This window comes from Flavobacterium sp. DG2-3, assembly GCF_030730925.1.
Taxonomy (GTDB): Bacteria; Bacteroidota; Bacteroidia; order Flavobacteriales; family Flavobacteriaceae; genus Flavobacterium.
The window spans coordinates 38,768-56,008 of the sequence record NZ_JAVAMB010000009.1 but is presented as its reverse complement, the minus strand read 5'-3'; the positions used below and the strand labels follow the sequence as shown (position 1 = coordinate 56,008).

18 protein-coding genes are annotated in these 17,241 nt (G+C 29.6%); all 18 read left to right on the top strand.

Translation table 11 applies throughout. The annotated features are described in order from the left end of the window. The first annotated feature begins 56 nt into the window (after positions 1 to 56). Genes Q9Q97_RS13905 through Q9Q97_RS13820 form a run of 18 tightly spaced genes read left to right on the top strand, consistent with a single transcriptional unit; the run spans position 57 to position 17,239 of the window. Positions 57 to 920 carry an ABC transporter permease gene (locus Q9Q97_RS13905; RefSeq protein WP_306158041.1) on the top strand — a complete coding sequence of 288 codons (864 nt, stop codon included), beginning with the start codon at positions 57 to 59 and terminating at the stop codon, positions 918 to 920. Next, positions 921 to 2,201, top strand: coding sequence for an ABC transporter ATP-binding protein (locus Q9Q97_RS13900; RefSeq protein WP_306158039.1), 1,281 nt, complete (start codon positions 921 to 923; stop codon positions 2,199 to 2,201). A 7-nt stretch (positions 2,202 to 2,208) separates the two neighbouring features. Further along, positions 2,209 to 3,015: a class I SAM-dependent methyltransferase gene (locus Q9Q97_RS13895; protein ID WP_306158037.1), complete on the top strand. Its 807-nt coding sequence runs from the start codon at positions 2,209 to 2,211 to the stop codon at positions 3,013 to 3,015. A gap of 17 nt (positions 3,016 to 3,032) precedes the next feature. Further along, a complete protein-coding gene (locus Q9Q97_RS13890) occupies positions 3,033 to 3,959 on the top strand; it encodes a glycosyltransferase family 2 protein (RefSeq protein ID WP_306158035.1) in 927 nt (308 codons plus the stop codon). Next, positions 3,956 to 4,945: a glycosyltransferase gene (locus Q9Q97_RS13885; RefSeq protein WP_306158033.1), complete on the top strand. Its 990-nt coding sequence runs from the start codon at positions 3,956 to 3,958 to the stop codon at positions 4,943 to 4,945. The genes Q9Q97_RS13890 and Q9Q97_RS13885 overlap by 4 nt, the downstream gene beginning before the upstream one ends. After that, entirely contained in the window at positions 4,938 to 5,888 is a 951-nt protein-coding gene (locus Q9Q97_RS13880) for a glycosyltransferase (protein ID WP_306158031.1), read from the top strand. Before Q9Q97_RS13885 ends, Q9Q97_RS13880 begins: the two co-directional genes overlap by 8 nt. Positions 5,889 to 5,891: 3 nt before the next feature. Continuing rightward, on the top strand, positions 5,892 to 6,671 hold the full coding sequence (locus Q9Q97_RS13875) for a glycosyltransferase (RefSeq protein WP_306158029.1): 780 nt from the start codon (positions 5,892 to 5,894) through the stop codon (positions 6,669 to 6,671). 2 nt (positions 6,672 to 6,673) lie between these two features. Beyond that, on the top strand, positions 6,674 to 7,456 hold the full coding sequence (locus Q9Q97_RS13870; RefSeq protein WP_306158027.1) for a glycosyltransferase family A protein: 783 nt from the start codon (positions 6,674 to 6,676) through the stop codon (positions 7,454 to 7,456). A 2-nt stretch (positions 7,457 to 7,458) separates the two neighbouring features. Continuing rightward, positions 7,459 to 8,292 (top strand): glycosyltransferase, encoded by an 834-nt coding sequence (locus Q9Q97_RS13865; protein ID WP_306158026.1) that lies wholly within the window; start codon positions 7,459 to 7,461, stop codon positions 8,290 to 8,292. After that, the gene (locus Q9Q97_RS13860; RefSeq protein ID WP_306158024.1) at positions 8,289 to 9,227 is read left to right on the top strand and encodes a glycosyltransferase; all 939 of its coding nucleotides are present in this window, start codon (positions 8,289 to 8,291) and stop codon (positions 9,225 to 9,227) included. The genes Q9Q97_RS13865 and Q9Q97_RS13860 overlap by 4 nt, the downstream gene beginning before the upstream one ends. Next, positions 9,224 to 10,138: a glycosyltransferase gene (locus tag Q9Q97_RS13855; RefSeq protein ID WP_306158022.1), complete on the top strand. Its 915-nt coding sequence runs from the start codon at positions 9,224 to 9,226 to the stop codon at positions 10,136 to 10,138. Before Q9Q97_RS13860 ends, Q9Q97_RS13855 begins: the two co-directional genes overlap by 4 nt. After that, positions 10,135 to 11,208 carry a glycosyltransferase family 2 protein gene (locus tag Q9Q97_RS13850; RefSeq protein ID WP_306158020.1) on the top strand — a complete coding sequence of 358 codons (1,074 nt, stop codon included), beginning with the start codon at positions 10,135 to 10,137 and terminating at the stop codon, positions 11,206 to 11,208. The genes Q9Q97_RS13855 and Q9Q97_RS13850 overlap by 4 nt, the downstream gene beginning before the upstream one ends. Before the next feature lie 2 nt (positions 11,209 to 11,210). Further along, positions 11,211 to 12,365 carry a glycosyltransferase family 4 protein gene (locus Q9Q97_RS13845; RefSeq protein ID WP_306158019.1) on the top strand — a complete coding sequence of 385 codons (1,155 nt, stop codon included), beginning with the start codon at positions 11,211 to 11,213 and terminating at the stop codon, positions 12,363 to 12,365. After that, positions 12,337 to 12,948, top strand: coding sequence for a hypothetical protein (locus Q9Q97_RS13840; RefSeq protein ID WP_306158017.1), 612 nt, complete (start codon positions 12,337 to 12,339; stop codon positions 12,946 to 12,948). The genes Q9Q97_RS13845 and Q9Q97_RS13840 overlap by 29 nt, the downstream gene beginning before the upstream one ends. A 3-nt stretch (positions 12,949 to 12,951) precedes the next feature. Further along, positions 12,952 to 14,118, top strand: coding sequence for an acylneuraminate cytidylyltransferase (locus tag Q9Q97_RS13835; protein ID WP_306158015.1), 1,167 nt, complete (start codon positions 12,952 to 12,954; stop codon positions 14,116 to 14,118). Next, the gene (locus tag Q9Q97_RS13830) at positions 14,105 to 14,980 is read left to right on the top strand and encodes an N-acetylneuraminate synthase family protein (protein WP_306158012.1); all 876 of its coding nucleotides are present in this window, start codon (positions 14,105 to 14,107) and stop codon (positions 14,978 to 14,980) included. The genes Q9Q97_RS13835 and Q9Q97_RS13830 overlap by 14 nt, the downstream gene beginning before the upstream one ends. 5 nt (positions 14,981 to 14,985) lie before the next feature. Beyond that, complete coding sequence (locus Q9Q97_RS13825) at positions 14,986 to 15,807, top strand: polysaccharide pyruvyl transferase family protein (RefSeq protein WP_306158010.1); 822 nt, start codon at positions 14,986 to 14,988, stop codon at positions 15,805 to 15,807. Between the two features lie 34 nt (positions 15,808 to 15,841). Further along, the gene (locus tag Q9Q97_RS13820; protein WP_306158008.1) at positions 15,842 to 17,239 is read left to right on the top strand and encodes a UDP-glycosyltransferase; all 1,398 of its coding nucleotides are present in this window, start codon (positions 15,842 to 15,844) and stop codon (positions 17,237 to 17,239) included. Positions 17,240 to 17,241 lie beyond the last annotated feature (2 nt).

The window sequence follows — 17,241 nt, the reverse complement described above, 5'->3', positions numbered from 1 at the left end:
TCAAAATGTTAAAAATCTTGTTAAAATTATAAAACTAGATTTTTTTGTTCTTCTAAATGAATTATAAAAACACAAATGACTGGCTGTTTGAAATAACACCCAAGAATAAATTTTTCTCTTTAAATTTTAAAGAAATTTGGCAATATAGAGACTTATTAATGCTTTTTGTAAAAAGAGATATAATTACAGTTTATAAGCAAACTGTTTTAGGGCCTTTATGGTATTTAATACAGCCTTTATTTACTTCTATAACCTTTACTATTATATTTAATAACGTTGCCGGAATAAAAACCGGTACAATTCCTCCATTCTTATTTAACTTAGCAGGAATCATGGTATGGAATTATTTTACTGCCTGTTTGAACGGAACTTCAGACACTTTTAAGTCTAATGCTGGAATATTTGGAAAAGTTTATTTTCCTAGAATTATTACGCCTTTATCAATAGTGATTTCCAACTTAATTAAATTTGGAATTCAATTTGGCATATTTGTTTTCTTTTATATTTTCTTTTATTTTCAAGGAGCAGATTTAAGTCTAAATGTATCAATGCTATTTTTCCCAATCTTAATTTCATTTATGGGAATTTTGGGATTAGGTTTGGGTATGATGATTTCTTCAATGGTTACAAAATACAGAGATTTAAATAATTTAGTTGGTTTTGGAGTACAGTTACTAATGTATATATCTGCCGTAATGTATCCGATGGAATTGATAAAAGAAAAACTTCCAAAATTTGGTTGGATTGTAGAATATAACCCATTAGCTTATGTGATCGAAACTTCTCGTTATATGCTTTTAAACATAGGAAGCATATCAATTTTAGGGTTGATATATACAATGGTCGTTACAATTGTAGTTTTCTTTATTGGATTGTTAATTTTTAATAGGACAGAAAAAAGCTTTATAGATACCGTATAAATGAAAGATATTATATTAAAAGCTGAAAATATTTCTAAGCAATACCGCTTAGGTCAGGTTGGAACTGGTACTTTGAGTCACGACCTAAACCGATGGTGGCATAAAATTCGTGGAAAAGAAGATCCTTATTTAAGAATAGGAGATGTGAATGACCGTTCTACAAAGGGAACTTCAGATTATGTTTGGGCGTTACAAGATATTAATTTTGAAGTAGAAAGAGGAGAAGTTTTAGGTATCATTGGAAAGAATGGAGCAGGAAAATCTACACTTTTAAAAATTCTTTCTAAAGTAACTGCGCCAACTACAGGAAGTATTAAATCGCGTGGAAGAATTGCGTCACTTCTGGAAGTGGGAACGGGATTTAATGGGGAAATGACCGGAAGAGAAAATATATTTCTAAACGGTGCTATTCTCGGAATGACTAAAAAAGAAATTACTTCAAAACTTGATGAAATCATCGAGTTTTCTGGTTGTGAACGTTATATTGATACTCCTGTAAAAAGATATAGTTCTGGGATGACTGTTCGTCTCGCATTTGCAGTTGCTGCTTTTCTAGAACCTGAGATTTTAGTAGTCGATGAGGTTTTGGCAGTTGGAGATGCTGAGTTTCAGAAAAAAGCTATTGGGAAAATGCAGGATATTTCTAAAGGGCAAGGAAGAACGGTTTTATTTGTAAGTCATAATATGGCGGCAGTAAAAAGTTTATGTACAAAAGGGATTGTTTTAGAACATGGTAAAGTGATTTTTGAAGGAAATATTGAAGAAGCTGTTAATAAATATTTCAGTGATCAAGAGCGATTTGCAAACAGAAAGTGGGATTTAGAATCATGTCCTAAAACCAATTTTTTACGTTTATTAGCGGCAAAAGTGTTAAATGTAAATGGTGAATTAACACTGAATCACCAAATATCGAATTCAATAGCAATTGAATTTACATATGAAATCCTAGAAGAAGGAAATGTTTTTACTCATGGATTTAATTTATTTAACAATGAAAATATCCATATTTTAAGTTCTCATGATAGAAACTCGTTAACTTTAAAAGAAGCGCAAAAAAAAGGAGTTTACTCAAAAAAAATTATTATACCAGAAAATTTATTAGCAGAAGGAACTTATTCGTGTAGTTTTGCCATTATGAAATATAACCCTTTTGTTGTTGAATTTCATGAAATGGACGTGGTTGGATTTAATGTAATTGATGAATTTGGAGGTGATACAGCTCGAGGGAATTATAATGGAAATTTCCCAGGAATTATTAGGCCAATCTTAAATTGGAAATAGAATATTTATGAAAAAATGGACTGGAGAGAGGTTAGAACCTTTTATTTATAATCGAGTTGCAATTGAGCATTTACATAGATATGCAATTACAAGCACTTATATAAAAGATAAAATTGTACTTGATATAGCTAGCGGTGAGGGTTATGGTACGAATTTAATGAGTAATCATGCTTCATTTGTATATGGCGTTGATATTGATAAAGAATCTATTGCCCTTGCTAAATTAAAGTACAAGGCAGAGAATATAGAATATTTAGAGGGGAGTACAAGCAACATTCCTTTAATAGATAACAGTGTTGATGTCGTGGTTAGTTTTGAAACAATTGAGCATCATGATGAACATGAAAAAATGATGCTAGAAATAAAAAGAGTTTTAAAACCCGAAGGGATATTAATAATATCTACACCTGATAAATTATACTATTCTGAGCTCCGAGATATTGTAAATGAGTTTCATGTTAAAGAATTATATAAAAATGAGTTTACTAGTTTAATTTCTAATTATTTCAGTAAGTTTCAATTACTATCTCAAACATATAACAATGGAAGTTCAATCATTCAAGAGGATGCCACTGTAAAAAACTCAAATTATTTCTACGGTAATTATACTACGATTAGTAATAGAGTAACAAACCCAATGTTTCTAATAATTATTGCTTCTGAGCATATTATTGAAGAATATAATATCTCTTTTTTTGATGGGGGAGATTTTATAAAAAAAGGATGGTTAGAGGAGGTTAAAGCTAGTTATACCTATAAAGTTGGGCATGCATTTTTACTGCCATTTAAGCTTTTAAAGCGAATTCTCAAATAATACCATCCTAATTTAATATGCAAAATAAGATTTTTGTCATTGTTGTAACTTTTAATGGAATGCAATGGATTGAAGACTGCTTAAATAGTATTTTAAATAACGCAGTTTCATCTCATGTTATTGTTATTGATAATTGTAGTACAGATGGTACAATTGAATTTATTAAGCTAAATTTCAAAAGTGTTCTTTTAATACAGCAAAATAAAAATTTAGGTTTTGGGGCAGCTAATAATATTGGACTAAACATCGCTTTAGAAAAAGGAGGTGAGTATTTTGTTTTATTAAATCAAGATGCGTATTTAAAAGAAGATACAATAGGACTTCTGATTGAACAAATGGAAGCAAATCCAGAATATGGTGTTTTAAGTCCTGTACATTTAAATGGTAAAGGAAACAGAATAGATTTATTGTTTCAGACCTATGTTAATGCAAATAACTGTAAAGATTTTTACTCAGATCTTTTTTTAAGGAAAGATTTGAAAAATATTTATGATGTTAGTTTTGTTAATGCAGCAATTTGGCTTCTGTCAAAAAAAACATTACAGAATGTAGGAGGGTTTAATCCATATTTTTTTCATTATGCAGAAGATAATGATTATATAAACAGATGCCGATTTAAAAAACTAAAAGTTGGTATTGTACCCAAATCAGTTGCTTTACATGATAGGGATGTAAGTGAGAGAACGTTTACTCTCAAAAATTTTGTTAATGCGAATGATCTAAAGCTTTTGAATCCTAACAATGCATGGACAGTAAATAAAATGCTCAAGTTTATTTTAAAAAGAAGTATAGTATCTATTCTATTACTTAACAAAAGCGATCTAACTTATAATCTCAATTATTTAGTAAAGACTTTAAAAAAATATAAGCGTGTTAAAAGTCTTCAGCAAGAGAGTATGTACAATGAATATTCTTTTCTTAGTTCATCACAAGTTAAAAGATGAGTAATAATTTATCAAATATGAGTAAAGAGCTAGTTTCTATAATTATTCCTACTTTTAACCGTGCGCATTTAATAGGTGAAACATTAAACAGTGTACTAGCTCAAACTCATCAAAATTGGGAATGTATCATTGTTGATGATGGCTCAACTGATAATACTATAGAAGTAATTAATAAATACGTAAAAAAAGATAGCCGTTTTCAGCTACACCATCGGCCCTTAGATAGATTGTCAGGTGGTAATGCAGCACGTAATTATGGTTTTGAATTAAGTAAGGGAGAGTTTATTAATTGGTTTGATGATGACGACATAATGATCAATAATTTTCTTGATAGGAAGGTCGAATTGTTTTCTGAAGAAATTGATTTAGTTATTTGCTCAGGAACTTATACTGATCAAAATTTGAAAGTATTGCAAAATATCAATCTAGAAATAAATACTTATTTATTTAAAGATTATGTTCTATGGAGACTTCAAATCCTTACCCCATCTATTCTTTTTAGAAGAACTTTTTTAAATAATAAAGAATTATTCAACCTTAATATCGCAAGGGGGCAGGAAACAGAACTTTTCTCTAGATTGTTTTTTGATATTTCACCAAACAATTACAAAATTATAGATATACCATTATTTTTGTATAGACAGCATGGTGAAACAAAAAGTGAAAAAAATAACCAATATGTAAAGACTTATAAAAAATCTCAATCCTACATTGCTTTAGAAAATTTCAAACGTAGTATAGCTCTACATGATAATGATTTAATACAATATTTTTACAAAGCAATCGTAGAATATTTTTTTAGAGCATTAGAAAATAATCATGCTGAAAACGCCAATTATATTTTAAAAGAATTTATCCCGTTGCTTAAAAGCAAGAATTATATAAGAGGTGTAGAATTTGCTTTTTTTGGGAGATTGTTTTATTTGATTGATAGAGGGAGTTATCGAATAGAAAAGTATCTCAAATTAAAAAAAATTAATGAATAACTCATCTTTAATTTCCATAATAATTCCTACTTACAATAGAGCTCATCTTATCGGAAAAACACTCGACAGTATATTGATGCAAACTTATGAAAATTGGGAGTGTATAATAGTTGATGACGGCAGTTCTGATAACACAAAAGAAATAGTTTCTAAATACGAAAAAGATTCAAGATTTAAATATTTTGAGAGACCAAAAAATAGTATCAAGGGACCTAATTCTTGTAGAAATTTTGGTTTTCAGATGAGTAAGGGATCTTGGATTAATTGGCTAGATAGTGATGATTTTTACAAAAAAAATGCTCTTGAAGTCTTTTTCAATTCCAAAGATCAAAATACTGATGTTGTTGTTGCTAATCTAGTTAAAGTAGATGTTTTAAGTAATCAAATTATAGGGTACAATAGAACAAATACTAGTAATTTATTTCAAAATTATTATACAGGTTTTACCAGCTTTTATGTTTGCGGGCCTTTATGGAAAAGAGAATTTTTAGAAGAAGCTAAAGAATTATTTGATGAAAACATTCGCTTTTTGGATGATTGGGATTTTAATTTGCGAATGTTGTATAGAAAACCAGAAATCAAATTTGTTGATCAAATTTTAATTCAATATAATATTGATTTAGACTCATTGTCTAACCAAATTTATAAATTGAATGTAACAGAAATACAATCAGAAATAGTAGCTAGAGAAAAACAGCTAAAAATTATTAAAGAAAATCAATTAATAGATTACACAACCTGTTTACTTTTTACTAGAGAAAGATATAAAATTATTTTTAGAGACTTATTGATAAAAAATGGACATGGGGAAATGAAAAGAAAACTGTTTTTTAAATTGTTGCAAAAAGATTTTGAACTGAAAAATTTTGTACTTCCGGTTAAGACAGCATTTGGGTATTTATCCTTTTCGCTTTTCAATAAGGGGTATTTCTTTTTTAAGTAGACTATGGAGCAAATTCCTAAAATAATTCATTATTGTTGGTTTGGAAAAAATGATTTTAATGATATTCAGTTAAAGACGATTAATTCGTGGAAGAACCATTTATCTGACTACGAGTTTATATTATGGAATGAAGAGAATTCAGATATGAATCATCCTTTTGTTAAGTTTGCATATGAGCGTAAAAAGTATGCGTTTGTTGCAGATTATGTTCGGCTAAAAGCAGTATATGAATTTGGAGGGATTTATATGGATACCGATATGTTTTTAATAAAAAAATTAGATAGTCTATTAAACGATACTTTTTTTATTGGAGCAGAAAATGAACAATTAATCAGTGCGGGTATTTTTGGAGGAGTAAAAAAAAGTGAATATCTTCTAGAATGTTTCAAGTATTATGAAAACGCTCAAATAGAAGAATGGCAGATGAAATTTGGCATCCCGAGAGTATTAACAAGAGCATTTGAATCATATACTGGAATTGAAAATCCAATTTTCAAAAAAATCGTAGAAGAAAAACAAATTGTGGTTTATCCTCCAGAGTATTTCTACCCTCTTCCATTTGATGTTAACAAGCCATTTCAAAAGGACTTTCTAAAATATGCTTCGGAAAAAACCATAGGGATTCATTTATGGGACGGATCATGGATAGAATATGATGTTTTTCAATTAATAAGGAGAAAAGAATATTTAAATGCAGTAAAAAAAACTAAGTTTGGAAGAAAACCAGATTTAAATTTTATAGTTAAGATAGTTAAGACAGTTCTAAAATCAATTATTAGCTAAAAATGATCTCAATAGTCATAAGAAATAAAAACGAAGCAAAAGCATTAGGGGCAACTCTAACGATGCTAAATAAAGTTTATGCGGAAGATATTGATGAAATTATTATAGTTGATAATAATTCGACAGATGAAAGTATAACTGTAGCAGAAAAATTTAATTGCAAAATTGTAAAAATTGATGTCTTTACATATGGCAAAGCAATAAATCTGGGTATTGAAATAGCTAGAAATAATTTAGTCTTACTTTTGAGCTCGCACGCAATTCCTGTTGGAAACTCATTTTTTAAAAATTCGCTAAAAGAGTTTAATCGGAATTCATCGTTAGCTGGAATAAGATATATAAATTCTTACACGAATTACTTGAGAGCAAATGATAATGATTTCACTGTTAAAGATGGTCTTAAGTATGGGTTAATGGCGGGATGTGCTATGATAAATAAAGAAATATGGAAAAATTTTAAATTTGACGAACAGCTTGTTTTTAGTGAAGATAAGCAATGGTCAGAGCGAGTTATAAAAGCAGGATTGATAATTAAAGATTTTAATGAAACATTTTTTTACCATATAAAACGCGATGAAAAAAGTCTTTTAAGTCGTTTAAAAAATGAAACAATTGCTCATTATCAATTACATCAATTAGAATACCTTTCTGTAATTAAAATTTTATTGATTTTTGGAAAAAAAATCATGCTAAATTTGCCTGCAGAATTCTTTCAAAAAATTATTTTCGAAACCAAATTACTTCGAACTAGGTTAGAAATTAGAAAAAAGATACTTAAAAATTAAAAATGGATAGTCTAGTTTCGGTTGTCATACCTTGTTTTAATGTTTCAAAATTTGTTGAAGAAACAATAGAATCAGTTATTTCTCAAACGTATCAAAATTGGGAAATTATAATAGTAGATGACGGGTCAAATGATGATTTATTTGAAACTATCGACAAATATCTTTCAGACAGTAGGATTTCCTTTTTCCGTAAAGAAAACGGTGGACTTTCTAGTGCAAGAAATTTCGGAATTTCAAAATCAAAAGGAATTTACATTCTTCCTCTAGATGCAGATGATCTTATTCATCCCACTTATATTGAGAAAGCAGTTAATGTTTTTAATAATGATGATGAGTTGAAATTGGTTTATTGTCGAGTTTCTTATTTTGGAGAGAAAGAAGGAGAATGGATACTTCCGCCTTATTCTTTTCCTGAAATTTTGATTGAAAATATGATATTTAGTGCATCAATGTTCAAAAAAAACGATTTTATAAGTGTTGGGAAGTATAATGAGACATTAAAATCAGGATTAGAAGATTGGGACTTATGGATAAGACTTTTGTGCCCAGATGGGAAAGTTTTTAAAATACCAGAAATTTTATTTTTTTATCGTAAACATGCTGGAACATCTATGAGCGATAAATTTCTTGATAAAGAAAAGCATAATATTGTGTTGAATACTTTATTTGATATAAATAGAAACATTTATAATGATTATTTTGGGAATCCAATTTTTATGGCTAGAAAAGCTATTTTGTTTAAAAAGAAAATTGTAAGTATTGAAAATTCAATAGTATTTAGGTTTTACAACAAACTTAAAAAGATTAAAAACAGTAAGTGGTTTATTTTTAAATGATTGCAATTGTTGTCCCATATTATAATTACCTGTTTTTTTTACAAACATTAGAATCACTATCACTTCAGACTGATAAAAGATTTCGAGTTTACATAGGTGATGACTGCAGTCCAATTAGTCCTGAAGAAATTATATCACAATTTCAAACGTCATTATCTGTAAAATATAAAAGATTTGAAAATAATTTAGGACATTACTCATTATCTGAACATTGGAATAGATGTGTTGATCTAATTGATAACGAAAGCTGGATTATGGTTTTGGGAGATGATGATCAACTTCATCATCAAGTAATCGAGAACTTTTATAAAAATATAAATGATATTGAAGTGTCTGGTTCTAATTTAGTTCGACTTTCAACAATCATAGTAAATGAAAATAACTTACCATTTTCACAAAGATATGTTCATCCAAAAACAGAACATGCTAAAGATTCTATGTTTCGAAAAATGAGAAACGAAACAAGAAGTTCGTTAACTGAATATATTTTTTCGAGAAAATCATTTGAAAGAAACAGATTTAAACATTATCCTCTGGCCTGGCATTCTGATGATATTGCTTGGCTTGAGTTTTCAGAAAAAAAGATAATTTTTACAATTAATGAAGCGATCGCCTATATTCGAGTGACAGATCATAGTATATCTGGTAATAAAAAAAACACGTTTTTAAAAAGAGAAGCAAACAATTTGTTTTTTATTTATATAATTAAAAGTGATTTTAATTATACGGTATCAGAGTTTAAATATGTTATAAATAGTTTTGCTCATTTTCTTGCACTATATAATAAATTTAGATTAAAAACTTTAATTTTTCTTGTTTTAAATTGTATTAAGAATTTTCAATTAAGCCTAACATTTTCAATTATAAAAAAGTTTTTTAAGTATAAAGTATCGAATACTATGAAATTTGCTAAATTAAAATTAAAGTCATCGTGAATAACAAAGTAAGCATATTTATACTTACTTATAATCAAGAAAAATTTATAGGTCAGACTTTAGAAAGTATTCTATCTCAAAAAACTAATTTTGAATTTCAATTGGTTATTGGAGAAGATCACAGTACAGATTCAACAAGAATTATCTGCGAAAAATATGCCAAGGAAAACCCTATAAGAATAAAATTATTGCCATCCTTAGAATGCAATATTGGATTGATAAAAAATTATATACGTACTATACAAGAATGTGATGGTAAATATATAGCAATTTGCGACGGTGATGATTATTGGATTGACGATCAAAAACTCCAAAAGCAAGTAGATTTTTTAGAAAGTAATCCAGATTTTTCTATAATATACACTAACATAGAATTATTGTTTAAAGATGGCACTAGAAAGATATGGGAACCGATTATATCTAAAAAAGATACACAATTTGATGATCTAGTTTTTGCTAATCACATTCCATCTGTTTCTGTTTTATTTAAAAATAATCAAAGTCATACGGAAAAATTGCCATCTTGGATTTTAAAATACCCCTTTGGAGATTGGCCAACATATCTGTGGACAATTAGAAATGGAGGATGCATTCATTATCTAAATGAGATAACCGCAGTTTATAGAATTGATGCTGGTATTTCAACAGAGATGAGAAGAGTAAATAGTAATATTTTAAAAATTAATCTTAATATTTTGCAAGATGTATTTCAAGACAATGATTTCGCATCTAAAAAAGAGATAACAGCCAAAGCGATACTAAATTTAAAGAAAAGTTTAATGTTAAGTTTTAATAGAGAGAATAGGTATCATAAAGGGTTTATCCAATTTTTAAAAAACTTGAAAGAAACAGGAGTCAATTATATTGACTTAAAAATGTATTTATATTCTATTTATAAAAGTTTTATATGATTAGTATAGTTCTCACAAATAGAGATCGTGATTTACGAATTGTAGAAAGAAGTTTAGCATCTCTTGACATTCAATCGGATAAAGACTTTAAAGTGTTTTTAGTAGACTACGGAAGCAAGGTTGATTATATCGATAAACTTAAAGAATTAACTAAAGCATTTATTTTTGTAGAATTAATAGTATGTCCAGTTCAAGGACAATTATGGAACAAATCTCGAGCTATTAATATTGCATTAAAAAAAACAAAATCACCCTATTTTTTGGTTGGGGATATTGATTTGATGTTTCATCCCGATTTTATAGAGATATCAAAAGGTTTAGTAAATAATAAAAAAATCTATTATTTTCAGTATGGATTTTTATCTCCTGAAGAATCTAAAGAAGGAAAAGATTTTGATGACTATAAGGTTGATTTTCTGGGAAATGATGAAGTTACGGGAACAACTCTTTTTCCAACAGATGTATTAATGTCTGTTAACGGATATGATGAATTTTATCATGGCTGGGGAGCTGAAGACACAGATATTCATCTGAGATTAAAAAATGCTGGATTATCTGTAATTTTCATAGATGAAAAATTACTAGTAAAGCACCAATGGCATCCAAAAGCTTATAGAAGTAAGAATAGCAGCAATCCTTTTCATTCAACATTGGAGCGAATCAATCACTCGTATATGCACTTTTCTAATGCTTCTAGGCGAACAAAATTAAATCTTCAAAATGAATGGGGAATTATACCATTGGAATCAGATTATAATGAGTTAGTAAATAATAAAGCTGATTTCCAATTTATATTGGATTCGGAAGAAGTTAAGCTTTCTGCAATTTTGATGCAATTGAGTAATTTTGAAAATGTGACGGTAGAAATAACTATTAATAAAATACCGTTCAAAGAAAAACTCAAAGAAAATATAAAAAAACTTTTTGGCAAAAAAAGTAAAAAATATTTAGAACCACAGATAATAAATGACAGGATTTTAGAAATTATTGTTTCATTCTATAGAAATAATTCATATCAATATTCATTTGATACTACAACAGGTGAAATTCAACTCAAAATAAAATTATAGAAATGAAAATTCTAATGGTTTCGATACCTAATCACCATTTTTTTCAATGGGTAAATCAACTGAGAGATGCAGGACATGAGGTTTATTGGTTTGATATTTCAGATAGTTCAACTACATCTGAAAGAACAAAATGGTTGAAACAAATTAGAAATTGGAAAACAAAATGGGATTTTCCAGGAAGGAAAATGCTCAAAAAATACTTTCCAGAGATTTATAAAATCATTCAACAATATAATGAAAGAAAAGTAGAAGTATATTTTAATGAACTTTTACATCAGATTCAACCAAATATTGTACACAGTTTTGCAATGCAGTTATCTTGTGTTCCCATTTTGGATGTAATGAAACAACATCCAAAAATTAAGTGGATTTATTCGTCTTGGGGAAGTGATATATTTTTACATGAAACATTAGGCATTACAAAGGATAAATTTACAGAAGTGCTCCAAAGGGTGGATTACTTAATTACAGATTGCAGAAGGGATTATAATATAACTTTAGAAAACGGATTTAAAAACAAATTTTTAGGAGCTTTTATTGGTAATGGAGGATTAGAAATCAATGAAAAATTTATTTTAGATTCTGATCAAAGAAATATTTTCTTAATTAAAGGTTATGAAGACGGAATTGGTAAAACTTTACAGATAATTGACGCTGTTGAACTACTGCCAAAAGAATTATTTGAAAATTTAAAAATAGTAATTTATAGTGCGGATTTAGTAGTAAAAGAAAGAGTAGAAAAATCAGAATATTTTAAGAATTTAAAGGTAAGAATGTATCTGCGTGGCCAGTTTGTTTCTAATGATGTTCTACTCGAAATTATGGGAAAAAGTATTCTGCATGTTGCCAATAGTGTTTCTGACGGTTTACCAACAGCTGGAATAGAAGCAATGGGAATGGGGGCATTCCCTATCCAAACGAATCCTGGAAATGTATCAGAAGAAGTTATCACACATGGAGTAAATGGATATTTGATAGAAAATCCCTTTGATGTTCAGAAAATTGCACTCAATTTGCAAAATGCTTTGAAAAATGCAACCCTGAGAGAAACAGCAAAGCAGTATAATGTTACATTTGTTGATAAGAATTTTAATAGAGATCGTCTTAAAAAACAAATAATTAAATTGTATGAAAGCATTGGTCAAGAATCTAATTAATTTGCTACGCCCAGTAAATGATGTTGATCAAACATTACACGAGCGCCAAATTGAAAACAGCAAACTTAGAGCAGAAAAAAAAACCGATTTTAAAAGATGGCAAAACAATGAGCAGCTTTTTTCAGATTGGGATGAAAGAACAATTATTCTAGGCTCTTATATTTTGCCAAATGCAAATATTATAGAATTCGGAGCTGGAAATATGATTCTTAAAAATCATATTCAAAATTACAAAAGTTATATTCCAACAGATATTGTTCCTAGATTTGAAGAGACTATTGTCTGCGATTTAAATCAAGAAATTATTTCGGAAGTTAAAAAATGCGATACAGCAGTTTTTAGTGGTGTTCTTGAATATGTATATGATATTAACCGTGTTTTTGATGAATTGGGGCCTACAATAAAGCAAGTGGTTTTATCCTATTGCTGTAGCGATATTGTAAAACTATCACGCGATAAAAATGGCTGGTTAAGCGATTATACAAAACAAGAACTAGAAGAAATTTTTAGCAAGCATAGTTTTAAAATTGAAAACTACTCAGAGTGGAGACAACAATCTATCTTTAATTTAATTAGGTTATAACAGATGAAAAAAATAGCAATAATTCCTCTAAGAAAAAACTCAAAAGGAATTCCCGGAAAAAACAAAAAGAAAATGTTAGGTCGCCCACTTTTTTCATGGGTTTTAACAGAAGCTTTTTTTTCTGATTTAGATGAAGTTTATGTTTTTACAGACGATCAGGATATTTTAGATTATATTAAAAGGGAATATTTTTGGACACCAAAAGTAAAAACACTTTTAAGAAATGACGAAAATGCATCAGATACTGCTTCAACAGAAAGTGCAATGCTGGAATTTTCAACGTTAATAAATTACGATTTTGATGTATTGTGTTTATTGCAGGCAACTTCACCAATGACAAAGACTGAAGATATTAATGCAGTATTAAATGAAATCATTATTAATGAAAAAGAATCTGCACTTACAGTTGTAAATACACATCGTTTTATTTGGAATTCAGACGGAACACCAAATAATTACGATGTTTTTAAAAGACCAAGACGGCAGGACTTTGAAGGATTGCTTATCGAGAACGGAGCTGTTTATGCAACTACTAAAGAAGCTTTTTTAAACTCTAAAAACAGAGTAAGCGGGACAATTGGATTAGTAAAAATGCCCGAAGAAACTTTGGTAGAAATTGATAGTTTGTCCGACTGGGATATTCTTGAAAAATTATTAGGAGATCGTCAGAAAAAGAAAAAGGTGCATCAAAGAATCGAGTATTTGGTTCTGGATGTTGATGGAGTTTTTACAGACGGTTGTGTTTATTATGATGCGAATGGCGAAATGGCCAAAAAATTCGATATGCGTGACGGAATGGGATTAGAAATCCTGAGACAAAATAATGTTGAGGTCGTAGTAATGACTTCAGAAAATTCTGATTTAGTTGCGGAGAGAATGAAGAAATTGCAGATTAAACGTACATTTTTAGGAGTAAAAGATAAATTTTCCTTTTTAACACATTTTCTTTCAGAGAGAAATAGTAGTTTTGGCGCCGTTTCGTACGTGGGCGATGATGTAAATGATTTGGCAAATATTTGTAGCGTCGGATGGTCATTTACGCCAGCAGATGCAACAGATATTTTGAAGGCAAATGCAGATTATGTTTTAACTCATAATTCAGGAGCTGGAGCTATTAGAGAGACTTGTGAAATTTTATTAAAGTATAATAAACGTTATGAAGGAATTTAAAAAACCTTATGTGATTGCAGAAATTGGATGTAATCATAAAGGGGAAATGGAAATAGCCAAAGAATTAATTAAAATTGCAAAAATCTTCGGAAATGCAGATGCTGTAAAATTCCAAAAACGTAATAATAAAGAACTTTTAACAGAGGAACAGTATGATGCTCCACACCCTAATGCTTCTAATTCTTATGGAGATACTTACGGAGCACATCGTGAATTTTTAGAATTTGACGCGGCACAGCATCAAGAACTAAAAACATATTGTGAAGAAATCGGAATTGTCTATTCTACTTCAGTCTGGGATACAACTTCTGCAAAAGAAATAGCGGATTTAAAACCAGAGTTTATAAAAATACCTTCGGCCTGTAATAATAATTTTGAAATGCTGGGCTGGCTTAGCGAAAATTATGCTGGCGAAATTCACATTTCAACAGGAATGACAACTAAAGATGAAACAGATCGATTAGTTGAATTTTTTACTGCAAAAGGAAGAAACAAAGATTTGGTTTTATATAATTGTACGTCTGGTTATCCTGTTCCTTTTCAAGATGTATGCCTTTTAGATATTAACCTTTTAAGGCAAAAATATGGCGATAAGGTTAAACACATCGGTTTTTCAGGTCATCATCTCGGAATAGCGGTTGATATTGCGGCCTACACTTTGGGAGCTAATATTATTGAAAGACACTATACACTTGACAGAACTTGGAAGGGTACAGATCATGCAGCGTCTTTAGAGCCAATGGGACTTAGAAAATTAACTCGTGATTTAAATGCCGTTTATCAGGCTCTGACTTTTAAATCGACTGATATTTTACCAATCGAACAAATTCAGAGAGATAAACTAAAAAACAAAAAGGTTTAAATTATATGTTTTTCGCAAAAACAATCAGACTTTTTTGGTGGAATGAAAAAATCATTCAGAGGAAGAAAAATGAAAATTACGGAGATCTTCTGGGCAAATACCTTGTAGAGAAAATTTCCGGAAAAAAAGTAGTTTTTGCCTGGCCTAAAAAGTTTTCCTTTTTTGATTGGTTTGCGCCGATTTATGTTACTGTCGGAAGTATTTTGGCAAATGTAAACCAAAAATGTATTGTTTGGGGCAGCGGAATAATAGATCAGAACATCAAAATAAAGAATGCAGTATTTTTAGCCGTTCGTGGTCCGCAGACGAGAAAATTTCTTTTAGAACTTTCTTATAATGTTCCCGATGTGTATGGCGATCCGGCTTTATTACTGCCAAGATATTTTAATCCGAAAGTGGAGAAAAAATATAAATATGGTTTTGTGCCACATTATAATGATTATAAGTTAGTACAAAATTGGTTTTCTGATAATCCGGAAGTACTTCTAATCGATATGATGACAAATGATATCGAAGCCAAAACAATCGAATTTTTACAATGCGAAAAAATTATTTCCTCATCACTTCACGGCGTTATAGTTGCTCATGCGTATAATATTCCAGCAGTTTGGCAGAAATTCTCAGATAAGGTTTTTGGAGATGACATAAAATATCAGGATTATTTTGAATCTGTTCAAATGCCATTTTTTAAACCTGAAATCAGACTCGAAAAATATACAGATTCTGAGTTAGAAAAACTCTTTGAAGAACTTCCGAATCTTCCAAAAAGAGAAATAATCAGTCAATTATGCGACGGACTTTTAAAAGTTTGTCCTTTTAAAAAATAGGATTTCAAATAGCAGTTTTAGCTTTTTATTTTAAATGAAAAAAAACATATTTATCTTTTTACCAGACGGAGTTGGACTTCGAAATTTTGCCCTGACTTCATTTAAAGATATTGGAGAAAAAAACGGTTTTGATATCACGTATTGGAATAATACACCATTTTCGATAAATGAAAAATTAGGTTTTAATGAATTAAAGATTCAGGAAAAATCATTAAATCCATTAACTACGGTTTACACTCGTGCCCGAAAAAGAATGGAATTGAATGTTTTTGATAGAAAATTTAATGAAATAGTTTACAATACGTATAATTTTCCGCAATCTTACAAAGGGCTCACCAATTTCACCAAAAGTGTAATGGTTGATGTTTTGGTGAAATTTGGTTCTAACGAAAAAGGAATCAAATTTGTTCGTGAACAAATAAAAAAAGGCGAGCGCTCTACCAATAAATATAAAGAAAGCAAAAAGCAATTAGAAGAACACAAACCTGATTTTGTTTTTTGTACCAATCCGCGACCGACGCAAGCGATAGCTTCAATTTTGGCAGCACAGGATTTAGGAATTCCAACCGGAACGTTTATTTTTTCATGGGATAATTTGCCCAAAGCAACAACTTTGGTTGAAACAGATTATTATTTTGTCTGGAGCAAACACATGAAAAAAGAACTTTTAATGTATTGCCCGTATGTAAATGAAAATCAGGTATTGGTAACAGGAACACCTCAATTTGAAAGTCATTTTGATAAAAGTCTTTTACAAACCAGAGAAGAATTTTATAAAACTCATAATCTGGATCTTAACAAGAAATACATCTGTTATTCTGGCGACGATATTGTGACTTCTCCTCTTGATCAGTATTATTTGGAAGATTTGGCATTATCCGTTAGAGAATTGAATAAAGTAGGGTATTCTTTAGGAATAATTTATAGAAAATGTCCGGTAGATTTTACAGATCGTTACGATGCCGTTTTAGAAAATTACAAAGATGTAATTGTAAATATTGATCCGTTATGGAGTCCGGTCGGAACAAGCTGGAACGAAATTATGCCAACCAAAGAAGATTTTGCACTTCAGTCTAATATTTGCGAGTACACCGAATTTGTTGGGAATATTGCCTCTTCAATGGTTTTTGATTTTTCTGCACACAATAAATCATGTTTATTTTTTGATTATGAACAGCCACAATTAAAAAAAGGAATTCGTGACATTGGACAGAACTATAAATATATTCATTTTAGATCAAAACCTTCTGAAGCAGCTGCTTTATGGGTTAGAGATAAAAAAGATTTGAAAACGATAGTCAAAGATATTGTAGACGGAAAAATTTCCAGCGTAAAAGAAAGTAAAAAATGGTTTGATATAGTTGTAGGACCGGAACCAACCAAAGCATCTGAAAAAATTTGGGATAGTTTAAAAAGTATTTTAAAAAAATAATC